The sequence below is a fragment of the Phyllobacterium myrsinacearum genome (assembly GCF_014138285.1).
GTDB lineage: Bacteria > Pseudomonadota > Alphaproteobacteria > Rhizobiales > Rhizobiaceae > Phyllobacterium > Phyllobacterium myrsinacearum_A.
On sequence record NZ_JACGXN010000019.1, the window covers coordinates 24108 to 40741 of the forward strand.

Genomic DNA, 16634 nt, shown 5'->3' on the forward strand with positions numbered 1-16634 from the left:
TTGATCAGGAGCTTGACCGCGCAACGAAATAAGTCGGCACCTGAATCAATTTCTCACCCGCACTGAACAGCGATGGCTCCCTCAGAAACTTCAGGATTTCATCGATATAGACGGCCTTGTCATAGCCGATCGATGAAATCGGATAGGCCTCGTATTCCGCCAGGGTCACATCATCGAACCCGTAGAGCCGGAACGATTGGGGCATGTTTTCGGGAAAATCACGCCGGTGAACGTCCAAAACGCCCATGGCCATGGCATCGGATGTGCAGAATACCGCGTCCGCTTTTCGCCAGTCGGATGAGGATGCCACATGACGGCCGCTCTGGTAGGAGTAGTCACCGCGCAGCTCCGCAACCAGCACAATATTATGGCGCAACAGTTCTGATTTATAGATGGCAATACGCGCCTGTTCGACTGGCGAGGCGGAGCGGCCCGTAACAAGCAGCGCTTTTCGCACGCCTTTGCTCCTGGCGTCGGTCACTGCCGCAGCGATGCCCACTTGCTCATCCGGAATAATGGCGGGGGAGCTCGAATCCCGCATGCCGTTGAGCATCAGGACGCTGTCGTTGCGGAACATCTTCCGCACTGTCTGCGCATCGGCGAAATCGGAGAACACGAGCGCTGCATCGACATGATAGGCAATACCATTGCGCAGGAACTCGTCAATCCGCTCGGCTGAGCCAACGCGAACAAAAATCACCTGCTTGCCGATCGACTGTATCTGGCTGATCAACAAATCGAACAGGTCGAGATCCGAGAGATCGTGGATGTGGTTGACGATAACGGCGACGAGATTGACGGTCTTTGTGGTCAGGCTGCGGGCCAGCAGATTGGGTTTGAAGCCGAGTTTGGCAGCCGCTGCCAACACCCGCTCCCGTTTGTCGGCCGATACAGGTCTTGGTTCACTTGAAAGCGCCCGGGAGGCGATCGCTCGGGAGACGCCCGCCAGTTCGGCAACATCCGCAATGGTTGGCAGGGTGTGGCGCTTGCGGGACTCGGTCATGGATATCGGCATCCTTCATGTCTGATCCGCTCATTCGCACTGCTGAAAACGATGTGCTGATGGCCAGCTCGCAGAAAGCTAGGATCAGCCCCTGCTTACCTGCTTCCCCATGAACACTTCAATAGCAAAACGCTATGCTAATGCGAACCAAGCGTCCGAAATGTCGTTGCCAGACTGGATTGTGTGTCGGCGGTTGGCCTGTATTCCAGCCCGACAAAACCGTCATAGCCGTTGTCAAACAGCCAATGCAGGGATTTTGACAATTCCAGCGTCCCGCTCCCGGGCTCATTGCGGCCGGGATGGTCGGCAACGTGGACGTGCGCAACGCGGTCAATCCGGTCTTTGAGCACGTTTGCGGTGTCTTCCCCCATGACGAGGGAATGGTAGATATCGTAGACAATCCTGATTTCCGGACGGTTTACTTCATCGACAATATCAAGTCCTTCAACCGTTGAATGAAGAAAATAACCCTTATGGTCGATGAGCGTGTTGAGTGGCTCAAGACCGAGGACAACGCCCGTTCCGGCAAGCACATCGGCAGCATGACCGAGGCAGTCGACAAGAGCCTGATGTTGCTCGGCGCGGGTGCGGCCGGGAAGATCATCCCCGGCCTGCGCGATAAGCACTTTGGCACCGAGCCGGTTTGCCATTTCGGCGCTGGCCCGCAGGCCAACCAGAAAGGCATCATGCGATGCAGTATCCGTCAACGGAATCATGGGTTCCGCGACCAGACTGGACAAAGACAGTTTGGTTTCAGCCAGCGCCTTCTCGACAGCCGGTATATCCTTTTCCGTCCATTTCCAGAACTCGATGGCGTCCAGCCCTGCATCTCTTGCCAGACGGATGCGGTTGGCGAAATCAGGCGACTCCGAAGCAAACAACCACTCGATACATGCCGAATACTTCATCGCTTCCCCCTCGCTGACTTCGCCCTCCTGCTTGCCATATATGGACCTATCCTTCCAGCCATTTCACCTGCTCGGGTGTAAGATTGATGTCAAGTGCGGAAAGGCTGTCCTCAAGCTCGCCAAGGGTCCGGGGGCCGATAAGCGGAATGACAGGGAAGGGCTGGGCAAGCACATAGGCGAGAGCCACGTGAATTGGACTGCGGCCCAGTTTGCCTGCCAGTTCGATCGCCCGGTCACGCCGCCCAAAGTTCCTGTCGGAATACCAGACGCGCACCAGTTCTTCGTCGTCCTGCTTGTCCCGGCCGGCGCGATCCGTAAAGAAGCCGCGCCCCTGACTTGACCAGGCGAAATTCGGCATTTGCCTGGTGTTCAGCCACGTTTTCCAAGCGTCATCCGAAGCTGCAACACAACCGGCCCAGATCGGGTCCAGCATTTCGGCGAGCGAGAAATTATTCGACAGGGCGCCGGGCGCCGTTTTGTCATTCTTCGCTGCATAGGCAATTGCTTCATCCATGCGCTCGCGAGTCCAGTTTGATCCGCCGAACGGACCGCGGATCCGGCCAGCCCGAACCTCGGCGTCCATGGCGTCGACAAACTCGCCGACAGGAATATCGGGATTGTCGCGGTGCATGAAATAGACGTCGACGTGATCTGTCTTCAGGCGATCGAGCGACCGCGAGAGCTGTTTGCCGATGGCATCGGGATAGCAAAGCGGAGAATGGGCACCCTTGCCGATCAGGACAATATCTTCGCGTGGAACATTGCGGCTGGTGTGCCAATCGCCGAAGATTTCCTCGGTCTTCCCCCCGGCATAAATATAGGCCGTATCAAATAGATTGCCGCCCGCCTCATAATAGGCGTCCAACGTCAGAGAACCTGCCGCGAAGTTGGGAAAGAACTCAAATCCCAGCGCCACGGATGAAGCGGGTTTTGCAAGACCGGGAATTGCACGCTTTGGCACGCTCTTGCCTTGTACAGGCTTACTGCCGGAAATTGTTTTTGTTCGCTTGGTAGCCTTTTCAATGCTGTACTCGAGTCCGATAGCAGCACGCCACCGATCCAGAACATGCAGATTCCCGATCGAATCTGCCCAGCTCATTCCGGGAGCTGCAAATTCCTGCCGTTTTTCACGAATGGCCTTGGCCGCCGCGTCCACCTCGAAGGAATAGAGCCAACGACTTTCCTCTACTTCGATGATTTCATGCACACCACCAGGGCGGAAAATCTCGATCTTACCCACACCACCCTTTTGACCGGAAGCATACCAGAAATCCTTGACCTCAATACGGCCCTGCGTGCCGATAATACGGAGAGTGTTGTCCTGTTCCGCCATGATCGAGCACGAGACTTCGGCAACAATCCCGTTCGAAAATTTGAGCAGTGCGGATGCCCATTCATCGACACCCGTCTGGCCGAGATGCCCAACACCGGAAACAGCTTCCGGTTCGAGGAACGGTTTGCCTTCGAAGCTTCCCGCTATCAGTCGCACCATGGAAACGGGGTAACCGCCAACGTCGAGAATACCGCCGCCCGCTGTCTCATTGGCAAACAGCCGGTGTTCCGGTTTAACGCTGCCCATGTTGAAGCCGAAGCTTGACCGGATGATGCGGATATCGCCAATGATACCGCTTTTGACGAGTTCGATAAGTATGGCGGTTTGCGGGTGGACCCGGTACATGAATGCCTCGCCGGCAAACACGCCTGCCTTGCGCGCTTCATGGAAAATCGCATCGGCATCATAGGCGCTGAGTGCAATGGGCTTTTCCACGAGCACATGCTTTCCGGCGCGGATGGCCTTGATCGCCCATTCAGCGTGACCGGTGTGGGGCGTTGCGATGTAGATGGCGTCGATTTCGGGATCGCTCAGCAAAGCGTCATATCCGTTGACAATGCGGGCACCGGGAAAATGGGCTGCGAGGTCCGGCTTGCCCGGATTACGCGAGGCAATGGCGACGAGCGTCCCCGTGGTGGAATGGGCTACGCCGTCGGCAAACGTGCGGGCTATGGTGCCAGGGCCGATAATACCCCAGCGGATCGATGGTGTGTCAGTCATGCTATGTCCTCTTTGGATGGATTGCGGCCCACCGGGAGTGTGACCGGGAAAGTGAAATCAGGTTTATCGAAGCCTGTTCCCTGTCTTGTCGAACAGCAGGGCGTGGCTGGATTTGATGGCAACAGTCAGCGTGTCGGTCTTAATCTCATTGCGCGATTCCTCGCGTTCGATGATCAGTTGTTCGCCGCCCGCAACATTGGCGTAGATGTAACTCGTGTTACCGAGATGTTCGGCAACATCCACCGCAATTGTAAGGTCGGCGACGCCTTCGCCTGCCTTGGCAAAGTGCTCGGGTCGTACGCCCAGCGTGACCGCGTCACCAATAGCAGGTGGCGGATTCTTGAGCGGTAAACTCAGTCGGACATTGCCTTGATTAAGGAGTGTCAGGGTTACGTTGTCGCTGTCTGTAGCCGTGACCTCCGCGCTCATGAAGTTCATTTTCGGTGAGCCGACGAAACCGGCCACGAACTGGTTGGCGGGATTGTCGTAGAGATCGAGCGGCGCACCGATCTGTTCGATGTTGCCGCCACGCAGCACCACGATCTTGTCTGCCAGTGTCATGGCTTCAGTCTGATCATGGGTCACGTAGATCATCGTCGTGCCCAATTCCTTGTGCAGCCGGGAAATCTCGACGCGCATCTGCACCCTCAGTTCCGCATCAAGATTGGATAGGGGTTCATCAAACAGGAAAACTCGTGGCTCACGAACGATGGCGCGGCCAATGGCGACACGCTGGCGCTGTCCGCCCGAGAGCTGCTTCGGGCGGCGTTGCATCAGCTCCTTTATCTGAAGAATGTCCGCCACCCTCTGCACGCGGCGATCCGTATCGGCCTTGGGGTTGCCGGTCATGCGCAGTCCAAAAGCGAGATTCTGTTCGACAGTCATGTGCGGATAAAGCGCGTAGGACTGGAACACCATGGCAATGCCGCGGTCAGCGGGCTCGACGTCATTAACCAGCGTATCACCGATATGGATTTCGCCGTCCGTTATGTGCTCGAGGCCAGCAATCATGCGCAGCAATGTGGATTTACCGCAACCGGAGGGACCGACAAAGACCACGAATTCGCCATCGGCCACATCGAGGCTGGCGTTACGGATGATCTCGTAGGAACCGAAACGCTTGACGACATTTTTGAGTGAAAGTTCGGCCATGCGGCATTTCCCTATTTGATGGCGCCAGCGGCGATGCCGGCGATGAAGTGGCGCTGCAGAAGAATGAAAATGACGAGGATCGGCGCTGTGAGCATGACGGCACCGGCCATGATACCGCCCCACGACACCTTGGTAAGGCCTATCAATGTTCCGAGCGCCACAGGAGCGGTCAGCATGCCGGGGCGTGAATTGATCAGCAGCGGCCAGAGGTAATTGTTCCAGGATGCCAGAAAGAGAATGATTGCCAGTGCCGCCATGGTTGGCCTTGCAAGGGGCAGGGCAATGCGCAGAAAGATCTGCCATTCCTTGACGCCTTCCACCCGTGCTGCATCGAAAAGTTCAGCGGGCATCATTGAAAAGGCCTGCCGCATGAACAGCACACCAAGCGAATTGAAGAGCGGCGGTACGATGAGCGCGATCCAGGTGTTCGCCATCTTGAATTCCCGCGCTACCATGATGAATTGCGGGATCACCACGACGAAATAGGGGAGGGTGATCGTGCCGAGGATGATTGCGATGACCAGCGACTTGCCGACGAATTGGTAACGGGCGAGAGCCCAGCCTGCCATGGAGGTGAGGAGAACCGACAGGATTGTGTAGACGATCGCGACACTGACGGAGATCATCAGGGCGCGAATGAAATCCGTGTCTGCCTGCAGATTGCTCAGATTTTCGAGGAAATGCGTGGATGGCAGGAGTTCGATCTGCGGGCTGAAAATGCCGTAGTCCGGCATGGTCGCGAACACGAGCATCATCCACAATGGAAACAGCCAGATAATTGCCAGAGGAATCAGGACTGCATGCAGTGCCAGCGAGCGGACCAGAGTCGATCGTGATTGGGATTTCATTTCTGGTCCCTCCCAACCCAAAGATTGAGCAGCGAAATGACGATTGCCAGTGCGGCCATGGTGTAGGCGATGGCCGAGGCGTAGCCGAAATTGAGTGAGGTAAAGCCTTGCCGGTAGAGGAACAGACCAAGGGTTTCCGTGCCGCCGCCGGGCCCACCGCGATTGGTGATGAGCATTGGTTCGGTGAAGAGCTGCATGGAGCCGATGATCGACAGGATCACACAGAAAAGGATAATCGGCTTCAGAAGTGGCAGTGTGATGTAGATGAACTGCCTGGCCTTGCTCACGCGATCCAGCGTTGCCGCTTCGTAGACATCGCCGGGAATGGATTGAAGTCCGGCCAGAATGATAATCGCATTGTACCCGGCCCATCGCCAAGTCACAGCGATGATGAGGAGCGCCATGGCCGCGGGAGCCTCTGCAAACCACGAAATGGAAGGGATGCCGACACTGTTCAGCAGCTTGTTGATGATGCCGAAATCAAGATTGAACATGAGGCGGAACACGGCGGCATAGGCGACTTCTCCGACGACGACGGGTGCGAAGAAGGCAAAGCGGAAAAGACCGCGCGCCTTCAGAAGCGGGGAGTTGAGCAGCACAGCCATGACTGTCGCCAGCGTGATCATCACTGGAACCTGAACGATCAGGATGATCATCGTGTTCTTCAGTGCATTGTAGAAGGCGGGATCGTTAAACAACCGGCCCCAGTTGGCGCCAAGACTGAAAACCCAGGGATTTACGCGGGTGTTCTGAAACGACATCAGAAACGAACTGATGATCGGCCATATCCAGAAGGTCGCAAAAATCATGAGGTAGGGGGCAAGGAACCCATAGGCGGCCCGGTTGCGCAGTTGCATCAAATGTCCTCCGCTACGATGAAGTCAGTCAGGTCTTCCACCTGAATGCCGGACGCGTGCTCCCACACACATCCGGCACTGAGCTTATTGAGCGATTGGAAGCCCTGTTGCCGATGCGATCTGGTTTGCTGCATCATCGAGTGCAGCTTTTGCGTCCGGATAACCGCTTGCAAAATATTTGGTCTGGGCGGCCTTGTAGATTCCGTCTGCATCACTCTGAAACGCGGTACCGCGACTTGCTACGACCTTTGGCAATGTTCCGAGGATATCGGACCAGACTGCTTGCCCGCCCCAATAGGCCTGTGGTTCGGAAACGAAGGGTTGCTTCTCGGCACTGAGGAGTGAAGGGACCAGGCCGAAGCTCTTGAGCATGGCGATCTGCCCTTCATCCGTGCCAAGCGCGTAATTCAGATAGGTCCATGCCGCCTCCTTGTTCTGAGACCCGTTGCTGATCGCCAGCGAAGAACCGCCGAGATTGGCCGCATGCGGTCCATCAGGTGTAAGGCTCGGCATCAGATAGACGCCCCATTTGCCCGCAAGTTTGGGGGAATTGGTCCGGATGGTGCCCTCGTACCAGCCGCCATAAAGCTGGCTCGCCACAGTACCGGCAGTATTGGCTTGAACTTTTTCGTCCCAGTTGGCCGCCGTGAGCGTGCCGGCGTCTTTCATCTGCTTGATCTTATCCAGCGTTGCAATACATGCGGGCTGGTTGATGGTGATGGTCTGGCCATCTGTAGAGAAGAACCCGCAGCCCTGTTCGTTGGAGATCATGCGGAACCATTCGCTATCGCCATTGAAATCCGCTTGGGCCATGACAACGCCGGGATTGGCGGTGGCGATTTTCTTGCCAGCGGCGATAAAATCATCCCACGTCCTGACGCCTTTGGGATCGATTCCAGCTTTCTCGTAGTAATCACGCCGGTAGAACACGGCGACGGGCCCGGAGTCCCAGGGCATGGCATAAGCCACATCACTCACTTCCAGCTCGGTGCGTTTGAACTCGGGGAACTTGGCTTGAATTTCGCTGGTGTAACCAAGATCCTTCAGATTGGCGAAACAATCGGGAAAGCGATTCCAGAAAATCTCGGCCTCAAAGTTTTCGATAGTCACGATATCCGGCAGACCGTCACCTCCTGCGGCACAGGCAGCGAGCGTCTTGTCAAAGACCTGCTGATTGCCAAGGTCCTGAACGGTGACCTTTATATCCGGAAACTTTTTGTTGAAGCTCTCAATCGTCGACTTCAGCGACGATGCGGCGACATTCCAGCTCCAGATGGTGATCTCTGTTGGTTGAGCCAGCGCAGGTATCAAACCCACACCGAATGTTGCGACAAATGCCGTCGCGCCAAGAAATTTACAGCCCATTGAAAATCCTCCCTTTTCAATTGCCCGTTCTTTGCGAACATGGCTACACTAACGACAAGGGAGCGGCTGTCTCCCGCAAAGGGAAGATGAATTGGGCGGAAAGTAAGATGGGAGAACGGCCGATCTATCAACCGGGTGCGAGCAGCGTCGAGGGGCTGCCAACAGCCCTGCAGATGTTTCACAACCATCCGCCTGTTATGGCCATGCCCCATTGGCATGCTCAGGTTGAAGTCAACTATATTATCCGCGGTTCTGTACACTACAGGATGAACGATCACGCAATCCGTCTCAGTGCGGGCGACATGTGTCTGTTCTGGGGTGGTCAGCCGCACCAGATGGATGAATCCTCTGATGATTCGATTTATGCGGGCGCGCATCTGCCTCTCGTGCATTTCTTTCGCATGCGTTTGCCGGAGAGTGTACCAAGCCAGTTGATGCAGGGAGCAACCCTTGTGACTTCAGCAACAGATGCTGCGGACAGGGAAAACTTTGTGCGATGGCATTCCTATGCTCGATCAGGAGACCCGGTGAAGGCAGAACACGCTGTCAATGAATTGCTTCTGCGGGTCGAGCGTGTCGGCTTCGAGCCCTATCGAATAGTTCCCGATTGCAAGAAGTTGGCTGCCGGTGAACAATCCAGCCAGCAGTCATCCCGGGTTGTTGCGCGGATGTGTGATTTTATTGCTGGTAACTTCTTGCACGATATCGACTCGGTCGACATAGCCACGTCGGCAGGGGTCCATCCCAAATATGCGATGAGCGTGTTCAAGAAGTCGACGGGCATGACGTTGAACAATTATGTAAGTCTTCTTAGACTGTCCTACGCTCAAGCCATGCTGTTGCGGGACGGGGCAAATGTCCTGCAAGTTGCGATGGACAGCGGGTTTGGCTCGCTCAGTGCCTTCAATAAGTCATTTCGAAATATCGCAGGCATGTCACCTTCGGACTTCCGGCGCGATATGCGCAGTGGAGGGCAGTTGACAAGTAATATGTCCGGTATTCAGAGCCAGTGACATGCCGAGCAAGGTAGAGAATGCAGCGTGTTCATAATGAGAATTGTTATTGATCATATAATATTATAAATGATGAACAGGGAGGGACTGGCGAAATCGACGGCGTCCGCATATTGCGTGGAATTGATCAATATTTGCTTCGGCAACAAGAAGCAAATTGCCAGTTGCAGGAATAGAATTGGTACAGAACGAACTCAGCAATTATGATTTTCGTACCGCGGGCCATTCGCGCACGCATCATGGCCATGTCATGCGCGATCTTGGCTTGCGGATCGTCAACGGTTTCTATCCCGAGAACAGCATTCTGCCGGGAGACGCGGAACTGCTTGAGCGCTTTGGTGTTTCCAGAACTGTGCTTCGCGAAGCACTGAAGACCCTGGCAGCAAAGGGCCTTATCCAGCCCAAAGCCAAGATTGGTACCCGCGTCCTGGAGCGGTCAAACTGGAACCTGTTTGATCCTGATATTCTGGTCTGGCATTTCGAAGCGGGTGCCAGCGCCAATTTCCTCTCAAGCATTGTAGAAATGCGATTGGCGCTGGAGCCTGAGGCTGCGGGGCTGGCAGCCCTGCGGCGCACCGAAGCGCAGCTTGAGAAGCTCTATGAGTGGGTTGAACAGATGGGGAGCACCCGGGAAGCACCCGCCCATTTCGTCTACAGCGATTTGCAGTTTCATATCGCTATTGCCGAAGCCTCCGGCAATCCGTTCATGCGGTCAATCAGTGCCTTGATCGAAGTGGCCCTCGTAACGACATTCACGATCAGTTCGCCCATCCCCAATTCCGAGCGTCATCTGTATTCCGTTGCACGGCATAAGGCCATAGCGGATGCCATTAGGGATCAGGATGCGGCGGGGGCGAAGGAAGCCATGCGCGGTGTCATTCAGGATGGTGCCGAACGTGTACTTGCGGCTTCGGGTTCTGATTCTGATTCTGGATTATAAGCTCAGACCCAGCCGCCATCGACGATAAAGTTCTGCGCCGAACACATCCTTGAATCATCTGAGGCAAGAAAGAGTGCCATACGCGCTATGTCTTCAGGCAAGACACGCCCGGCCAGACACTGGCTGCGGTCGATCAATTCATTGGCCGCATCGTCAACCCAAAGGTCCAGCTGACGCTTGGTCATGACCCAGCCGGGTACCAAAGTGTTGACCCGAATTCCGTGTTTGCCCAGATCGCGGGCGAAAGAACGGGTGAGGCCATGCACCGCGGACTTGGCCGAGGCATAACCGGGATATCCTCCTGACGCCATCATCCATCCGACTGAGCCGAAGTTGATGATCGAACCACGGCCAGCCTCGATCATTGCCGGTGCAACCGCCTGAATGGCAAAGAACATGTGGCGCAGGTTCACGGCGATACGCTGGTCGAAATAATCAGGCGTTACCTCACGCCAGTCATGACGTGTGTCGTTGGCAGCATTGTTGATCAGCACAGCTGCTGAGCCCTGTATTTCTTCGATGTCTCGGATGATCTTTTGATAGGTGCCGATATCTGTGATGTCAGCTGTCCGGAATGTTACCTCGCCGCCGGAAGCGTTCAGTTCCTCCGCCAGATTTTTACCCTCGGCCTCCGCGAGATCGACAAATCCCACTTTGGCACCCTCTGCCGCAAAGGCGCGTACGATCGTCTCGCCGATGCCTGTTGCTCCACCGGAAATAAAGACGGGCTTGCCGGCAAGGCCGGGATAGCGGGCGTATAGTGGTAACTTGTCTGTCATGGCCGACACCATTTCTGTGGCAGATAGGAATGCGATGAACTGGGCTGGTGGCATGTCGCCTAGAGTGCTGTCACCTTGACCTTCACAGGCTTTTCTATCTTCAGGGGGTTACGCAATGGCAGGCCGAAAGCTGGCGCTTCAATTTCAAAAACATCACCGTTCTCGGTCTTCACACCATCCGCGAAAGACAATGTCGCCGTCCCGAACATATGGACGTGGACGTCGCCGGGCTGACGGAACACCGAATATTTGAAATGATGATGTTCGAGATTGGCAATTGTATGAGACATGTTGTCTTCACCGGACAGGAACGGCTTTTCCCAGATCGGCTTGCCCTTGCGCAGAATGCGCGAACTGCCGCGGATATCCGCAGGAAGGTCACCTATGATCAATTCCGGCCCGAGTGAGCAGGGACGCAGTTTGGAGTGGGCGAGGAAGAGATAGTTCACACGCTCCGTCACGTGATCGGAGAACTCGTTTGCCAGCGCAAAACCGATCCGGAACGGCGACCCGTCAGGACCGATCACATAGACGCCGGCAATCTCCGGCTCTTCTCCAGCGTCTTCTGCAAAAGCAGGAGACAATAATGGCTGCCCGGGTCCCGTGAGCATCGTACCGTTGCCCTTGTAAAACCATTCGGGTTGCACACCCGTCTGCCCCTTTTTGGGTTTCCCGCCTTCAAGCCCCATACGGAACATCTTCATCGAATCGGTCAAGGCTTCTTCCTTGGCATCATCGATCTTGCGGTGCATGGCATCACGGGTCGCGGCCGATCCGAGATGGGTAAGGCCCGTTCCTGTCAAATGGATGTGCGCCGGATCATGGGTATCGATCGGCGAGAGCAGGCGTCCTTCAGCATAGGCGGTCTCAACATCCAGCACTTTTCCAAATCCGCGCTCCTCGACAATCCTGGCGAGAGAGGATTTTGCCTCAATTGCGGCGTGAGCGAGTTCCAGGATCGACTTTGTCCGCTTCACGTGCCTGAATGTGTCATCCACCCGTGCGGCAACCTGCCTCTTTCCATTGGCATTGAGCAATTGAACCAAATTCACGTCTGTCCTCCCGGGAAATTTCAAGCAAAGCAGGCGCAGCTTCGCTTCATTCTTGACTTTTAGCGAGTGATTTTCAAAAATACTATAATAGTATTATATCGATGTAAACGGTGATACGCCGCGTTTTTGGTTGTACCGCCTAGCCGTGGAGAAAGACTTTTTGACTGGCTTTGAAAGAGCTATTCCAAAAGTCATACTTTTCAGATAAGTGTTGTAAAGATCGTGCTCTGGGAGGAGCTGGCGGCATAAGCTAAAAAAGATTCCGCCCGGAAACATGCTCGAATAATGTTGCGTCCATTAGGGAAATTGGGAGGATACCAGTGAAAATGCTTAAGATGGTTGCTGTTGGCCTGATCGCGCTTTGTGCGATGGGTACGCAAGGGTTTGCCCAGGATAAGGGCTCTGTTGGTATTTCGATGCCAACGAAAGCGTCGGCGCGCTGGATCGCGGATGGCGACAACATGGTCAAGGCGCTCAAAGAGCGCGGCTACACCACCGATCTGCAATATGCGGAAGACGATATTCCGAACCAGCTCGCACAGATCGAAAACATGGTCACCAAGGGCGTCAAGGTTCTGGTGATTGGTGCTATCGATGGAACAACACTGTCCAATGTCCTGCAGCAGGCGCATGACGCCGGCATCAAGGTTATTGCCTATGATCGCCTTATCCGCGATTCCGGCAATGTTGATTACTACACGACATTCGACAATTTCCAGGTCGGCGTCCTGCAGGCCGGATCGCTCGTCAAGGCACTTGGCCTTCCAGAGGCAAAGGGCCCGTTCAACATCGAATTGTTCGGCGGGTCGCCTGACGATAACAATGCATTCTTCTTCTATAATGGCGCAATGTCCGTGCTGCAGCCTTTGATCGACAGCGGCAAACTCGTTGTCCAGTCCGGCCAGACCGGCATGGACAAGGTCGGTACATTGCGTTGGGACGGCGCCGTAGCGCAGGCGCGCATGGATAACCTGCTCTCCGCATATTACACAGATAAGAAGGTCAACGCTGTTCTTTCGCCCTATGACGGTCTGTCGATCGGCATTCTCTCGTCGCTTCGCGGTGTCGGTTATGGCACGAAGGATCAGCCATTCCCGTTCGTTTCCGGACAGGATGCGGAAGTGCCTTCCGTCAAGTCGATCATTGCCGGTGAGCAGTATTCGACCATCTACAAGGACACCCGCGAACTGGCAAAGGTTACATCCAACCTGATCGACAAGGTTCTCAAGGGTGAAGAACCAGAGGTCAACGACACCAAGACCTACAACAACGGTGTAAAGGTCATTCCGGCCTATCTCCTGAAGCCGGTTGAAGTGGACAAGACCAACTGGAAAGAAATCCTGATTGGCGGTGGCTACTACACCGAAGACCAGATCAAGTAGACGATAACTACCTGCAAACCCTGCACTTGATTGTGCAGGGTTTGTTTTCATGTCGACAAGGCTCTTTTGGAGAATGATTCCTGTGGTGCAGGGATTGGGGCCTACTGTAAACTGTAAAGAGAAACGCCAACAGAGCCGGTTATATCACTCGCAGGGCGTCGGTGAGGATCTTGATGGAAACCATCCTCGAAATGCGCGACATCACCAAGACATTTCCTGGGGTGAAAGCGCTGAACAATGTCAATCTCAACGTGCGCAAAGGCGAAATTCACGCCCTTGTCGGCGAAAACGGCGCTGGTAAATCCACCCTGATGAAAGTGCTGAGCGGTGTCTATCCGCATGGCAGTTATGAGGGCGAAATCCATTACAAAGGTGAAGAGCAGCGCTTCCGCGATATCAGCGACAGCGAACACAAGGGCATCATCATCATTCATCAGGAGCTGGCGCTCGTTCCGCTCCTGTCGATTGCCGAGAATATTTTTCTTGGCAACGAGCCGGCAAAATTCGGTGTTATTGATTGGCATGTTGCGGAAACCCGCACGCGTGAACTCCTCGCCAAGGTTGGCCTGAAGGAAGATCCGCAGACCCTGATCACCAATCTCGGCGTCGGCAAGCAGCAGCTGGTGGAAATCGCCAAGGCCTTGTCGAAAGAGGTTGAACTGCTGATCCTGGATGAACCCACCGCAAGTCTCAATGAAAAGGACAGCGACGCCCTGCTTTCGCTGCTGCTGGAATTCAAGGCGCAGGGCATTTCCTCGATCCTGATTTCCCACAAGCTGAATGAAGTCGGCAAGGTGGCCGACCGGATTACCGTGCTGCGCGACGGAGCAACGATTGAAACACTCGACAAGGACGCGATTTCCGAAGACCGTATTGTCACGCTGATGGTTGGCCGCCAATTGGCGGACCGGTTTCCATCGCGCGAACCGAACATTGGTGAAGTGGTCTTCGAAGTGAAAGACTGGGTGGTGCATCACCACATTCACAGTGACCGAACTGTCATCAATGGTGTCAATCTGAATGTGCGCAAAGGTGAGGTCGTGGGCATTGCCGGTCTGATGGGGGCGGGGCGAACCGAATTCGCCATGAGCGTTTTCGGTAAGGCTTATGGCCGCAAGATCAGCGGTGATGTTTTCATCAAGGGCAAGAAGGTGGATGTCTCGACCATCGGTAAAGCGATCGATAATGGCATTGCCTACGTTACGGAGGACCGCAAGACGTACGGTCTTAATTTGATCGACCACATCAAGCACAACACAACGATCGTCAATCTGGAAGGTGTATCCCAGAATGGCGTGCTGGATGATATGGCCGAGTTGAAAGTGGCGAACGAATACCGCCGCAAGACCAATATCCGCTCGTCAAGCATCTATCAGAAAACAGGCAATCTGTCCGGCGGCAACCAGCAGAAGGTTGTTCTGTCGAAATGGCTCTTTGCCGATCCGGACCTGCTGATTCTGGATGAGCCGACACGCGGCATCGATGTCGGCGCCAAATATGAAATCTATTCAATCATCAACCAACTGGTGGCTGTGGGCAAAAGCGTGCTGGTGATCTCGTCGGAAATGCCGGAATTGCTCGGCATATGCGACCGGATCTACGTGATGAACCAGGGCAGGCTCGTCGGCGAAATGCCTGCCAGTGAAGCCAGCCAGGAAAAAATCATGCGCGCCATCATTCGTGCTGAAGGGAAAGCATCATGAGTACTGAAACTGCTCCGGCAAAGATCCAGACGGATGGCTCGGCCACAAAAGGCAATCTGCGCGAATACGGGCTGGTGCTGGCGCTGATCGTGATCATGCTTTTCTTCCAATACACCACGAGCGGCACATTGTTCAGGCCTGTCAATCTCACCAATCTGGTTCTGCAGAACAGCTATATCATTATCATGGCGCTTGGCATGCTTCTGGTCATCGTTGCCGGACATATCGACCTCTCCGTGGGTTCGGTTTCCGGCTTCGTCGGTGGACTGGCGGCGGTCATGATGGTGAAGTGGCAAATTCACTACGTCCCGGCAACAATCCTCTGCCTGATCATGGGCGGCGCAATTGGCGCGGCGCAGGGCTATTGGGTGGCATACCACAAGATACCGTCGTTCATCGTGACGCTGGCAGGCATGCTCGTCTTCAAGGGATTGGCCCTGTGGCTGCTCGGCGGCCAGTCTGTGGGCCCATTCCCGCCGCAATTCCAGCTGCTGAGCTCCGGCTTTATTCCTGACTTTTTCGGTGGGGTGGGCTTTAACATCACTTCCATGCTGATCGGTGTCATTCTTGTTGCGTTGATGGTCTTTTCAAGCGTGCGCGGCCGCGTCAAACGTGAAAAGCACGGTTATCATGGCGAGCCATTCGCGCTCTTCCTCGCCAAGAACCTGATCATCGGCGGCATCATCCTGTTTCTGGTCTATCTCTTGTCTTCCTATAAGGGGCTGCCCAACGTTCTTGTTGTCATGTCGTTGCTGATTGCGCTTTTCGTTTTTGTCACCAAGCGCATGACGATTGGCCGGCGCATTTATGCGATGGGCGGCAACGAGAAGGCGGCAAAGCTCTCCGGTATCAAGACCGAACGCCTGACGTTCTTCACCTTTGTCAACATGGGTGTTCTGGCGGCGCTCGCCGGGCTGATCTTTGCGGCACGCCTCAACACGGCAACGCCGAAGGCCGGTCTTGGTTTCGAGCTCGACGTGATCGCTGCCGTCTTCATTGGTGGCGCTTCGGCCATGGGCGGTGTGGGGCAGGTGATGGGTGCCGTCATCGGCGCCTTCATCATGGGTGTCATGAACAATGGCATGTCGATCATGGGCGTCAACATTGACTGGCAGCAGGTGATCAAGGGGCTCGTATTGCTCGCAGCCGTCGTGTTTGACGTTTATAACAAGAACAAGGGTTAAGAGCCGCGTTCATTCCGGATATGAATCAGCCCGGCATAGTCCGGGCTGATTGCTTTCTAGCCCTGAGTCGTTTCCCCGGTGGTCTTTTGCAGCTGTGCCATCAGCGCCAAACCGTATAATCGCGCGGGAAAAAGGTCGGAAATCTCCCATGGTTAATACTTTATAACAGTCATGTGTCTGTGGTTTTCGACGAAACCCCCGTATTTGCTGGGGTTTGTGTTGTCTCGTTTCGAGTTATCCCCAGGGATTGATTGTCTGAAATGAGAAAGTTTGGATTTGTGCGTTTTTTTGGAATTGTCGTGTTGACAGTTTTGGGATGTGGGGTCTATATACCGACACAACGAGGGCGGGGCGCCGCTGGCGGTTGCTGAATGCGCCCTAAAGGAAGCTCTTAA

General features: G+C 54.9%; 14 protein-coding genes. 5 read left to right on the forward strand and 9 right to left on the reverse strand.

Translation table 11 applies throughout. The features are described from left to right. Positions 1–4: 4 nt before the first annotated feature. The 7 genes from FHW16_RS27720 to FHW16_RS27750 all read right to left on the reverse strand — a co-directional run bounded on the left by FHW16_RS27720 (position 5) and on the right by FHW16_RS27750 (position 8186). Positions 5–1003 (reverse strand): LacI family DNA-binding transcriptional regulator, encoded by a 999-nt coding sequence (locus FHW16_RS27720; RefSeq protein ID WP_182552646.1) that lies wholly within the window; start codon positions 1001–1003, stop codon positions 5–7. A 137-nt stretch (positions 1004–1140) separates the two neighbouring features. Next, complete coding sequence (locus tag FHW16_RS27725; RefSeq protein WP_182552648.1) at positions 1141–1911, reverse strand: TIM barrel protein; 771 nt, start codon at positions 1909–1911, stop codon at positions 1141–1143. Positions 1912–1957: 46 nt separating this feature from the next. Then, positions 1958–3964 (reverse strand): aldo/keto reductase, encoded by a 2007-nt coding sequence (locus FHW16_RS27730; protein WP_182552650.1) that lies wholly within the window; start codon positions 3962–3964, stop codon positions 1958–1960. A gap of 63 nt (positions 3965–4027) precedes the next feature. Then, positions 4028–5116, reverse strand: coding sequence for an ABC transporter ATP-binding protein (locus tag FHW16_RS27735; RefSeq protein ID WP_182552652.1), 1089 nt, complete (start codon positions 5114–5116; stop codon positions 4028–4030). 11 nt (positions 5117–5127) lie between these two features. Further along, positions 5128–5964 (reverse strand): carbohydrate ABC transporter permease, encoded by an 837-nt coding sequence (locus FHW16_RS27740; RefSeq protein WP_182552654.1) that lies wholly within the window; start codon positions 5962–5964, stop codon positions 5128–5130. After that, entirely contained in the window at positions 5961–6821 is an 861-nt protein-coding gene (locus tag FHW16_RS27745) for a carbohydrate ABC transporter permease (protein WP_182552655.1), read from the reverse strand. Before FHW16_RS27745 ends, FHW16_RS27740 begins: the two co-directional genes overlap by 4 nt. A gap of 84 nt (positions 6822–6905) precedes the next feature. Continuing rightward, entirely contained in the window at positions 6906–8186 is a 1281-nt protein-coding gene (locus tag FHW16_RS27750) for an ABC transporter substrate-binding protein (protein ID WP_182552657.1), read from the reverse strand. Between the two features lie 86 nt (positions 8187–8272). Between FHW16_RS27750 and FHW16_RS27755 the strand changes: the two genes are divergently transcribed. Together FHW16_RS27755 and FHW16_RS27760 are read left to right on the forward strand one after the other, a co-directional pair. Continuing rightward, positions 8273–9199, forward strand: a complete 927-nt coding sequence (locus FHW16_RS27755) for a helix-turn-helix domain-containing protein (RefSeq protein ID WP_182552680.1) — start codon at positions 8273–8275, stop codon at positions 9197–9199. A gap of 250 nt (positions 9200–9449) precedes the next feature. Then, on the forward strand, positions 9450–10139 hold the full coding sequence (locus FHW16_RS27760; protein ID WP_182552682.1) for a FadR/GntR family transcriptional regulator: 690 nt from the start codon (positions 9450–9452) through the stop codon (positions 10137–10139). 2 nt (positions 10140–10141) lie between these two features. Here FHW16_RS27760 and FHW16_RS27765 read toward each other — a convergent pair whose 3' ends face one another. Next, a complete protein-coding gene (locus FHW16_RS27765; RefSeq protein ID WP_182552659.1) occupies positions 10142–10918 on the reverse strand; it encodes an SDR family NAD(P)-dependent oxidoreductase in 777 nt (258 codons plus the stop codon). A 59-nt stretch (positions 10919–10977) separates the two neighbouring features. Beyond that, entirely contained in the window at positions 10978–11970 is a 993-nt protein-coding gene (gene araD1, locus FHW16_RS27770; protein ID WP_182552661.1) for an AraD1 family protein, read from the reverse strand. Positions 11971–12296: 326 nt separating this feature from the next. Here araD1 and chvE point away from each other — a divergent pair, with 326 nt between their 5' ends. The 3 genes from chvE to mmsB all read left to right on the forward strand — a co-directional run bounded on the left by chvE (position 12297) and on the right by mmsB (position 16239). Continuing rightward, the gene (gene chvE / locus FHW16_RS27775; RefSeq protein ID WP_182552684.1) at positions 12297–13352 is read left to right on the forward strand and encodes a multiple monosaccharide ABC transporter substrate-binding protein; all 1056 of its coding nucleotides are present in this window, start codon (positions 12297–12299) and stop codon (positions 13350–13352) included. A 170-nt stretch (positions 13353–13522) separates the two neighbouring features. Continuing rightward, the gene (gene mmsA, locus FHW16_RS27780) at positions 13523–15055 is read left to right on the forward strand and encodes a multiple monosaccharide ABC transporter ATP-binding protein (protein ID WP_182552672.1); all 1533 of its coding nucleotides are present in this window, start codon (positions 13523–13525) and stop codon (positions 15053–15055) included. After that, positions 15052–16239, forward strand: coding sequence for a multiple monosaccharide ABC transporter permease (gene mmsB, locus FHW16_RS27785; protein WP_182552674.1), 1188 nt, complete (start codon positions 15052–15054; stop codon positions 16237–16239). Before mmsA ends, mmsB begins: the two co-directional genes overlap by 4 nt. Positions 16240–16634: the final 395 nt, after the last annotated feature.